The organism is Streptomyces sp. NPDC126497 (assembly GCF_040302425.1).
Lineage (GTDB): Bacteria > Actinomycetota > Actinomycetes > Streptomycetales > Streptomycetaceae > Streptomyces.
In genome coordinates this window covers 1-9,416 of sequence record NZ_JBEORT010000157.1, presented here as the reverse complement: position 1 = coordinate 9,416, position 9,416 = coordinate 1, and the positions used below count along the sequence as shown (strand labels likewise).

The 9,416-nt window shown below is 74.5% G+C and carries 9 protein-coding genes; 6 read left to right on the top strand and 3 right to left on the bottom strand.

Features of this window, described 5'->3' with window-relative positions:
- Positions 1-206: 206 nt before the first annotated feature.
- From ABTY20_RS33985 to ABTY20_RS33965, 5 genes are all read left to right on the top strand, one after another.
- Complete coding sequence (locus tag ABTY20_RS33985; RefSeq protein ID WP_352001001.1) at positions 207-1,184, top strand: NADPH:quinone oxidoreductase family protein; 978 nt, start codon at positions 207-209, stop codon at positions 1,182-1,184.
- Positions 1,181-2,362 carry an acyl-CoA dehydrogenase family protein gene (locus tag ABTY20_RS33980; RefSeq protein ID WP_352001000.1) on the top strand — a complete coding sequence of 394 codons (1,182 nt, stop codon included), beginning with the start codon at positions 1,181-1,183 and terminating at the stop codon, positions 2,360-2,362. The genes ABTY20_RS33985 and ABTY20_RS33980 overlap by 4 nt, the downstream gene beginning before the upstream one ends.
- Positions 2,359-3,435, top strand: coding sequence for an acyl-CoA dehydrogenase family protein (locus tag ABTY20_RS33975; protein ID WP_352000999.1), 1,077 nt, complete (start codon positions 2,359-2,361; stop codon positions 3,433-3,435). The genes ABTY20_RS33980 and ABTY20_RS33975 overlap by 4 nt, the downstream gene beginning before the upstream one ends.
- 179 nt (positions 3,436-3,614) lie before the next feature.
- Positions 3,615-4,478, top strand: coding sequence for a phosphatidylinositol-specific phospholipase C/glycerophosphodiester phosphodiesterase family protein (locus tag ABTY20_RS33970; protein WP_352000998.1), 864 nt, complete (start codon positions 3,615-3,617; stop codon positions 4,476-4,478).
- Positions 4,479-4,580: 102 nt separating this feature from the next.
- Positions 4,581-4,775 (top strand): hypothetical protein, encoded by a 195-nt coding sequence (locus tag ABTY20_RS33965; protein WP_352000997.1) that lies wholly within the window; start codon positions 4,581-4,583, stop codon positions 4,773-4,775.
- Between the two features lie 22 nt (positions 4,776-4,797).
- Here ABTY20_RS33965 and ABTY20_RS33960 read toward each other — a convergent pair whose 3' ends face one another.
- The 3 genes from ABTY20_RS33960 to xylB all read right to left on the bottom strand — a co-directional run bounded on the left by ABTY20_RS33960 (position 4,798) and on the right by xylB (position 8,093).
- Positions 4,798-5,193: a luciferase domain-containing protein gene (locus ABTY20_RS33960; protein ID WP_352000996.1), complete on the bottom strand. Its 396-nt coding sequence runs from the start codon at positions 5,191-5,193 to the stop codon at positions 4,798-4,800.
- Between the two features lie 95 nt (positions 5,194-5,288).
- Positions 5,289-6,497 (bottom strand): ROK family protein, encoded by a 1,209-nt coding sequence (locus tag ABTY20_RS33955; protein WP_352000995.1) that lies wholly within the window; start codon positions 6,495-6,497, stop codon positions 5,289-5,291.
- 150 nt (positions 6,498-6,647) lie between these two features.
- Positions 6,648-8,093, bottom strand: coding sequence for a xylulokinase (gene xylB, locus ABTY20_RS33950; RefSeq protein WP_352000994.1), 1,446 nt, complete (start codon positions 8,091-8,093; stop codon positions 6,648-6,650).
- Positions 8,094-8,207: 114 nt separating this feature from the next.
- Between xylB and xylA the strand changes: the two genes are divergently transcribed.
- Positions 8,208-9,374: a xylose isomerase gene (gene xylA, locus ABTY20_RS33945; RefSeq protein WP_352000993.1), complete on the top strand. Its 1,167-nt coding sequence runs from the start codon at positions 8,208-8,210 to the stop codon at positions 9,372-9,374.
- Positions 9,375-9,416 lie beyond the last annotated feature (42 nt).

Genomic DNA, 9,416 nt, shown 5'->3' with positions numbered 1-9,416 from the left:
CCAGATGCACGGCCGAGCAGGCTTCACCCTGCTCCGCCACCGCATCCTCCTCGGATAGAGCCACCCTCTGTCACCACCGAATGTGAGACAGGGCCTTCTTTCCGGTGTCCCTTCCCGGCGTCTCTTCCCAGGGGGCAAGCGACCGCTTAGTATGCGATGGACCCGGTCCGGCGAACACGACGTTCACGCTCCCGTGGAGGCCCCGCATGCAGGCATGGCAAGTGCACGAGCTCGGCGAGCCGGGCGAGGTGATGCGCCTCGCGGAGGTGGCGCCGCCGGCGCCCGCCGACGGGCAGGTCCTGCTCAAGGTGCGCGCCGCCAACGTCAACTTCCCGGACGCCCTGATGTGCCGGGGCCAGTACCAGGTCAGGCCGCCGCTGCCGTTCACCCCGGGCGTGGAGATCTGCGGCGAGACCGAGGACGGGCGCCGCGTGATCGCCAACCCCGCGCTGCCCTGCGGCGGCTTCGCCGAGTACGCCGTCGCGGACGCCGCCGCGCTGCTGCCCGCGCCCGAGGCGCTGGACGACGCCGAGGCCGCCGCCCTGCACATCGGCTACCAGACCGGCTGGTTCGGCCTGCACCGCAGGGCCGGTCTGGAGGCGGGCGAGACCCTGCTCGTGCACGCCGCCGCGGGAGGGGTCGGCAGCGCGGCCGTGCAGCTCGGCAAGGCGGCGGGCGCCACCGTCATCGGCGTGGTCGGCGGTGCCGCGAAGGCGTCCGTCGCCCGCGAGCTGGGCTGCGACGTGGTGATCGACCGGCGCGAGCAGGACGTCGTCGCCGCCGTGAAGGAGGCCACCGGCGGCCGGGGTGCCGACGTGGTCTACGACCCCGTCGGCGGCCCGGCCTACGCCCAGTCCGCCAAGGCCGTCGCCTTCGAGGGCCGGATCGTCGTCGTCGGCTTCGCGAGCGGGACCGTCCCGAGCCCCGCCCTGAACCACGCCCTCGTCAAGAACTACGCGATCCTCGGCCTGCACTGGGGCCTGTACAACACCAGGAACCCCGAGCTGGTCCGGCACTGCCACGAACAGCTCACCGACCTCGCCGCGCGGGGCGCGATCAAGCCGCTGGTGAGCGAGCGGGTACCGCTCGCCGGTGCCGCCGACGCCGTGCAGCGGGTCGCGGACGGTGTCACCACCGGGCGCGTCGCCGTGCTGCCCTCGCCGGAGAACGGAGCAGCCGCATGACCGACGCCGCCGAACTGCGCCACCGCACGCAGGAGTTCCTGTCCGCACACCCGCCGGCCGACACGGAGCGCCTGGACTTCCTGCGCGCCCGCTTCGACGCCGGACTCGCCTGGGTGCACTTCCCCGAGGGGCTCGGCGGACTCGGTCTGCCGCGCTCGCTCCAGGCCGTCGTGGACGCCGAACTGGAGGCAGCCGGGGCCCCCGACAACGACCCGCGCCGCATCGGCATCGGCCTGGGCATGGCCGCGCCGACGATCCTCCAGTACGGCACCGAGGAGCAGAAGCAGCGCTTCCTGAAGCCCCTGTGGACCGGCGAGGAGGTCTGGTGCCAGCTCTTCAGCGAACCGGGCGCCGGCTCCGACCTGGCGGCGCTCGGCACCCGGGCCGTCCGGGAGGGCGAGCACTGGGTGGTGGACGGGCAGAAGGTGTGGACGTCCAGCGCCCACCTCGCCCGCTGGGCCATCCTCATCGCCCGCACCGACCCGGACGTGCCCAAGCACCGGGGCATCACCTACTTCGTCTGCGACATGACCGACCCCGGCGTCGAGGTGCGGCCACTGCGCCAGATCACCGGCGAGGCCGAGTTCAACGAGGTCTTCCTCACCGGCGTCCGCGTCCCCGACGCCCACCGGCTGGGCGGGGTCGGCGACGGCTGGCGGGTCGCGCAGACCACCCTGAACAACGAGCGCGTCGCCATCGGCGGCATGCGGCTGCCCCGCGAGGGCGGCATGATCGGCCCGGTCGCGAAGACCTGGCGCGAACGCCCCGAACTGCGCACCCACGACCTGCACCAGCGGCTGCTGACGCTCTGGGTCGAGGCGGAGGTCGCCCGGCTCACCGGAGAGCGTCTGCGCCAGCAGCTCGTCGCCGGCCAGCCCGGCCCCGAGGGCGCCGGCATGAAGCTGGGCTTCGCCCGCCTCAACCAGGAGATCAGCGGTCTGGAGGTGGAACTGAGGGGCGAGGAGGGCCTGCTCTACGACGACTGGACCATGCGCCGCCCCGAACTGGTCGACTTCACCGGCCGCGACGCCGGCTACCGCTACCTCCGTTCCAAGGGCAACAGCATCGAGGGCGGGACCAGCGAGGTCCTGCTGAACATCGTCGCCGAGCGCGTCCTGGGCCTGCCGGCCGAGCCGCGCACCGACAAGGACGTCGCGTGGAAGGACCTGGCCCGATGAGCGACCTGCTGTACTCGGAGGAGGAAGAGGCGCTGCGCGCCGCCGTCCGGGACCTGCTCACCGACCACTGCGACGCGGCGGGAGTGATCGCCCGCACCGAGTCGGACGCCCCGCACGACCTGTCCCTGTGGAAGACGCTCGCCGACGGCATGGGGCTCGCCGGTCTGCTGGTCCCCGAGGACCGGGGCGGCCAGGGCGCCACCCACCGCGAAGCCGCCGTCGTACTGGAGGAGTTGGGGGCCGCGGTCGCTCCCGTGCCGTATCTGACGAGCGCCATGGTGGCCACCGAGGCGCTGCTGGCCTGCGAGGACGGCGGCGACCTGCTCGCCGGCCTGGCGTCCGGGCGCCGGATCGGCGTCCTCGCCGTGGGCCTGCACACCGCTCCCGGCGCCGCGTTCGCCGCGGTACGGGTGGAGGGCGGGGCCCTGCACGGGGAGCTGTCCGGCATCGCGGACGCCGCCGTCGCCGACGTGCTGCTGGTGCCGGCCGACGACGGCGGGCTGTACGCGGTGGAGGCCGGCGCGGTCACCGTCACGCCGCAGGTCTCCCTGGACCTCACCCGTCCGGTGGCCCGGGTGGCCCTGGACGGCACGCCCGGGCACAGGCTGGGTGACGCGGGGACCGCCGTGCGCCGCGCCCTGCGGGCCGGCGCCGGACTGCTCGCCTCGGAGCAGCTCGGCCTCGCCGAGCGGTCGCTGACCGGGACGGTCCGCTACCTGAAGGACCGCAAGCAGTTCAACCGCCCCGTCGGCGGCTTCCAGGCGCTCAAGCACCGGCTCGCCCGGCTGTGGCTGGAGGTCGTCAACCTCCGCGCCGCCGCGCGGAACGCCGCCGACGCGCTCGCGACCGGCGAGGACACCGACGTGGCGGTCACCGTCGCCCAGGCCTACGCCGCTCCCGTCGCGGTCCGGGCCGCCGAGGAGGCGCTGCAACTGCACGGCGGCATCGGCATGACCTGGGAACACCCGGCGCACCTCCACCTCAAGCGCGCCAAGGCCGACTCGATCGCCTACGGTACGGCGGGCGCCCACCGTGAGGCGCTGGCGGAACTGGTCGACCTGAGAGCGCCCTGACCGGCCGGACGACGCGGAAGGGCCCGCCCCGACGGGGGCGGGCCCTTTTGCGCACCCGGCCCGGCCGAGGTGAACGACCGACGTCGGATCGGCCAACTCCCCGCACGGCCATGCTCCTCGGCCACCCGTGGACCCCATACTCTCCAGGGTCCCGTACGGCCCCTCCAGGGAGGCAGAGCATGGCCCTCACCACCCGTCGCAGAGCCCTCACCACCCTCGGCGCCGCCCTCGCCGGCACCGCCGCCCTCCCCGCGCCCCGGGCGTCGGCCGGCGAACGGGGGCGACACCCGCGCCCGTTGTGGCGGGCCCACGCCCACAACGACTACGAGCATCCCCGTCCCCTGCTCGACGCCCTCGACCACGGCTTCGGCAGCGTCGAGGCCGACGTCCACCTGGTCGGCGGCCAACTCCTCGTCGCCCACGACCCCGAGGACCTTGACCCGTCCCGCACCCTCGAGTCCCTCTACCTCGAACCGCTCGCCGCCCGGGTCCGCGCCCACCACGGCTCGGTGTACCGCGGACACCGCGGACCGCTCCAGCTGCTGATCGACATCAAGACCGAGGGCGCCGCCACCTACCTCGAACTCGACCGCCGTCTGCGCCGCCACCGGCACCTGTTCACCACCTACGCGCACGGCAGGGTGCTGCCGGGACCGGTGACCGCCGTCGTCTCCGGCGACCGCGCGGCCCGCGCCCCCATGGAGGCCCAGCGGGTGCGCCACGCCTTCTACGACGGCCGGCTCGCCGACCTCGGCGGCACCGCACCGGCCTCCTTCGTCCCGCTGATCAGCGACAACTGGACGCTCAACTTCACCTGGCGGGGCGTCGGCGCCTTCCCCGCCGCCGAGCGCAGGAAACTGCGCGACCTCGTGGGCACCGCCCACGCGCGCGGACAGCGGGTGCGGTTCTGGGCCACCCCCGACCAGCCGGGCCCCGCCCGCGACGCGCTCTGGGGCGAACTGGTGGCGGCGGACGTCGACCACCTCAACACCGACGACCTCGCGGGGCTCGCGTCCTTCCTCCACGCCTGCCGGAAGGCGTGACACCACACGTTCGGAGGACAGGTCAGCCGCCCGGACGAACCCTCCGCTACGCCACACTTGCGGCCGAACGCCGCGAAACGGATGTGGCGTAGGAGGTTGACGATGGCCATTTCCATCTCTGTGGTGCTGCTGCTCTCGGTCCTTGCGGTGATCTTCCTGCGCAACGGAGGGCTGAAGATCTCCCACGCGCTGGTCTGTCTGCTGCTCGGTTTCTATCTGGCCGGCACGAGCATCGCGCCCACGATCCACAGCGGCCTCACGGCGACCACCGACATCGTCGGCGGTCTGCGGCCGTGAGGCCGCCGGTGCCGGCCGCGGGTCAGCGCTCGGCCACCGCGTCGCGCGGCAGCACGGTGACGCGGCGGAAGTTGCACCCGGCCGGCGCCGGCGGCGCGGACGGGGGCCCGTCCTGGTGCGCCTTGAGGGCGACGCTCACCAGACCGAGCAGCAGGTCCACGTCGGTGGCGCAGTCCAGATGCACCGTCACCCAGCACGAGTCCGGCACCAGTCGTATCGCGCTGGACCCGCCCAGGTCGTAGTGGAAGCGCTGGATGGCGCGACGGGTGAGGTGGAGGTCCACGTCCCGCGCGGAGTGGAAGTGGACGATCTCGTCACGGGGGGTGCGGAGGGCCCGCCCGGTACCGCAACCGGCCGGACAGGCCGTGAGATCGGTCCAGGTGAGCAGTCGTTCCATGGCTCGCTGCGCCGGTGTCATGCCCCCATCGTTGCCTGCTCAACGTCCGGCCACCAGATGTTGGGCGATTCGTCACCGGGCGGCGACGCCGCGGGCGGGACGCGGCCGGTTGCGCGTCAGGTCCGTTCGGCCACCGCCGCCGGGTCGTCCAGCACTCCCCTGACCACCGAGTGCGCCGCGCCCAGCAGGGGGCCCTCGGGGCCCAGCGGGGACACGGAGACGGGGCAGGGCGGTCCCGCGGTGCGGCGGGCCAGTTCGGAGCGGAGCGACGGCAGCAGCCAGGGGGCGAGGCCGGACAGGGCTCCGCCCAGCACCACGCTCTCGGGGTCCAGCAGGTTGACCGCCCCGGTCAGCGCGATCCCGAGCGCCGTTCCCGCGTCCTCCAGGGCGCGCCGTACGTCCGTGTCGCCCTGCCCGGCGCGGCCCGCGAGGAGGCCGACGCGGTCCTCGCCCGGCTCCAGCCCGGCCGCGCGCAGCACCGCCTCCTCGCCGGCGTACTGCTCCAGACAGCCCCGTCCGCCGCAGGCGCACTCCGGTCCGTCGGGCCGTACGGGTACGTGGCCCAGCTCGCCGGCGAAGCCGCGGTTCCCGTGCAGCAGCCGCCCGTCCACGACCACCGCGGCGCCGATGCCGATCTCGGCGGACACATGGAGGAAGTCGCGCGGGGCGTCCTCGCCGAGCCACAGTTCGGCCAGCGCGCCGAAGTTGGCCTCGTTGGCCACGGTGAGCGGCAGGCCCGCCGGGAGCAGGGCGCCGAGGTCCGTGTCGAGCCAGCCGAGGTTCGGCGCGCGCACCACGGTCCGGGCGTCGCGCGCGACCAGACCCGGTACGGCCACGGCGAGCCCCGCCGGCCACAGGCCCTCGTGCTCCGCCTCGGCGACGACCCGCTCCACCAGCTCGGTGAGCTGCCCGAGCACCGGCCCGGGGGAGCGGCCGCGGTTCGGGACGTGCCGCACCGCGCGTGACCGGACCCGTCCGCGCAGGTCGACCGCGCAGACCGCGAGGTGATCGACGCCGACCTCGGCGCCGATCCCCGCGGGGCCGCGTCCGCTGACGGCGAGCGCCGAGCCGGGACGGCCCACACGGCCGGGACGTTCGGGACCCAGCTCCTCCAGCAGGCCCGAGCGGATGAGCTCGTCGACCAGCGTGGACACCGCCGCACGGGTCAGGCCGATGCGGGAGGCGACGGCGGCCCGGGACAGCGGGCCCTCGGCGCTGACGGTGTGCATCACCCGCGAGAGGTTGCGGCGGCGCATGCCCTGCTGGGTGTCGGGCAGCGTGCGCCCCGGGCCGACCGGGCGGGCCTTGTGCGGCGGTGCGCTCATTCCTCCGTCGTTCCTCGGTCTCTGCGGTCGCCGGTGCGCCGACGACCGCTACGGCTGGTCGGCCCGCCGGCCGGTGCCGGCGGGCCCGTGCCCGCCGGTCGGCGCCGGGGGGCGGGCACGGCCCCGTCGGCGCCGTGCCGGTGGGTGCCGTCAGCCGGCGGTCGTGCCGCGGTCCAGCAGCGGGGCCGCGTCGGAGAGTACCCCGGCCAGCCTGGCCAGCGTCTCCTCGTCCCGCTCCACGGCCTCCAGCACCGGGCCCGCCGCCGTGTCCCAGCGCCGGGCGACCGCGGCCGGGTCCTCCCCGGTGAGCAGTCCGGCCGCCTGGGCCGCCGCGCCGAGCGCGACCAGTTCCTTGGCGCGGGGCACCTGCACCGGCCGTCCCGACAGCCGCCGCACGGTCTGCTGCCAGGCGGTGCCCCGGGCGCCGCCGCCGATCAGCAGCAGGGGCGCCGAGGGGTCGGCGTCCTCGTCGAGGACGAGGTCGAGGGCGGCCAGCAGGGAGTACACGGCGCCGTCGTAGGCGGCCTGGAGCAGCTGGCCGCCGGTGGTGTCGTGGCGCAGCCCGTGCAGCAGGCCGGAGGAGTGGGGGAGGTTCGGGGTGCGCTCGCCGTCCAGGAAGGGCAGCAGCGTGACGCCGGCTCCGGGTTCGACGGCCTCGCGGTCCAGGCCCAGCAGGGCCGCGACCCGGTCCACGGCCAGCGTGCAGTTGAGCGTGCAGGCCAGCGGCAGCCAGTCGCCGCGCGCGTCGGCGAACCCCGCCACCGTGCCGGTCGGATCGGCCGGCCTGCGCTGCGTCACCGCGTACACGGTGCCCGAGGTGCCGAGGCTCATCACCGGCGTGCCGGGACGCACTCCGAGGCCCAGCGCGGCGGCGGCGTTGTCGCCGGTGCCGCACGCCACCAGGGTGCCCTTGGAGAACGGCAGGTCGTGGCCGTCGCGCACGGTCCCCGCGACCTCGCCGGGACGCACCACCCGGGGCAGCAGCGCCGGGTCGAGGCCCACGTGCGCGAGGATCTCCTCGTCGTACGCCTCCGTCCCCGAAGCCCACCAGCCGGTCCCCGAGGCGTCGCCGCGGTCGGTCGTGCCCTGCCCGGTGAGCCGCTCGGTGAGGTAGTCGTGGGGGAGCCGGACCGCCTTGGTGGCGCGCACCGCGTCCGGCTCGTGTTCGGCCAGCCAGGCCCACTTGGTGACCGTGAAGGAGGCGGTCGGCACGCTTCCGGTGCGCTCGGCCCAGAACTTCGCGCCGCCCAGCTCCTCGACCAGCCGGCGGCCCTGCGGCGCGGAACGCACGTCGTTCCACAGCAGCGCCGGGCGGACCGGCTCCCCGTGCCCGTCCAGGGTGACCAGGCCGTGCTGCTGCCCGCCGATGGACACCGCGGCCGCCTCGTGCGCCGCCTCGCCGCACTGGCGCAGCGCCTCGCCCAGGGCGTCCCACCACTGGCGCGGATCGCTCTCCCGGCCCGCCCCCGAGGTCACCGTGTGCGGGGCCTGGCCGCTCGCGACGATCCGGCCGGTGGCCACGTCGACGACCAGGGCCTTGGTGGACTGGGTGGATGTGTCCACGCCGACGACGAGCGGACCCTCGGCTGCTGACATCGGTCTCTCCCTCTTCCGCACCCGGTGCGGGTGTGTCTCTTCCCAGAAATGTTCCTGCATACTAATTTGTAAACCGCCATGACGAAATAGTCTCAGCGAGCAAGGAGCCGCGGCATGAACTACCAGCCCACCCCCGAGGACAAGTTCACCTTCGGACTGTGGACCGTCGGCTGGCAGGGACGGGACCCCTTCGGCGACGCCACGCGGCGCGCCCTCGACCCGGCCGAGTCGGTGCGGCGCCTGGCCGAGCTGGGCGCCCACGGCGTCACGTTCCACGACGACGACCTGATCCCCTTCGGCGCGAGCGACAGCGAGCGCGAGGAGCACATCAAGCGCTTCCGGCAGGCGCTGGACGACACCGGCATGAAGGTGCCGATGGCCACCACCAACCTGTTCACCCACCCGGTGTTCAAGGACGGCGGCTTCACCGCGAACGACCGCGACGTGCGCCGCTACGCGCTGCGCAAGACCATCCGCAACATCGACCTCGCGGTCGAGCTCGGCGCCGAGACCTACGTGGCCTGGGGCGGCCGCGAGGGTGCCGAGTCCGGCGGCGCCAAGGACGTGCGGGACGCCCTCGACCGCATGAAGGAGGCCTTCGACCTGCTCGGCGAGTACGTCACCTCCCAGGGCTACGACATCCGCTTCGCCATCGAGCCCAAGCCGAACGAGCCGCGCGGCGACATCCTGCTGCCCACCATCGGCCACGCCCTGGCGTTCATCGAGCGCCTGGAGCGCCCGGAGCTGTACGGCGTCAACCCGGAGGTCGGCCACGAGCAGATGGCCGGGCTGAACTTCCCGCACGGCATCGCGCAGGCGCTGTGGGCGGGCAAGCTCTTCCACATCGACCTCAACGGCCAGTCCGGCATCAAGTACGACCAGGACCTCCGCTTCGGCGCGGGTGACCTGCGGGCCGCCTTCTGGCTGGTGGACCTGCTGGAGTCGGCCGGTTACGAGGGCCCGCGGCACTTCGACTTCAAGCCGCCGCGGACCGAGGACTTCGACGGCGTGTGGGCCTCGGCGGCCGGCTGCATGCGCAACTACCTGATGCTCAAGGAGCGCGCGGCCGCGTTCCGCGCCGACCCGGAGGTGCAGGAGGCGCTGCGCGCGGCCCGGCTGGACCAGCTGGCCCAGCCCACGGCGGCCGACGGCCTCCAGGCCCTGCTCGACGACCGCTCCGCCTTCGAGGACTTCGACGTCGACGAGGCCGCCGCGCGGGGCATGGCCTTCGAGCGCCTCGACCAGCTGGCGATGGACCACCTGCTGGGCGCCCGGGGCTGAGCCCCGGCCGCGGGGGCGCGGCCGTCCCGGCCCTGCCACGGG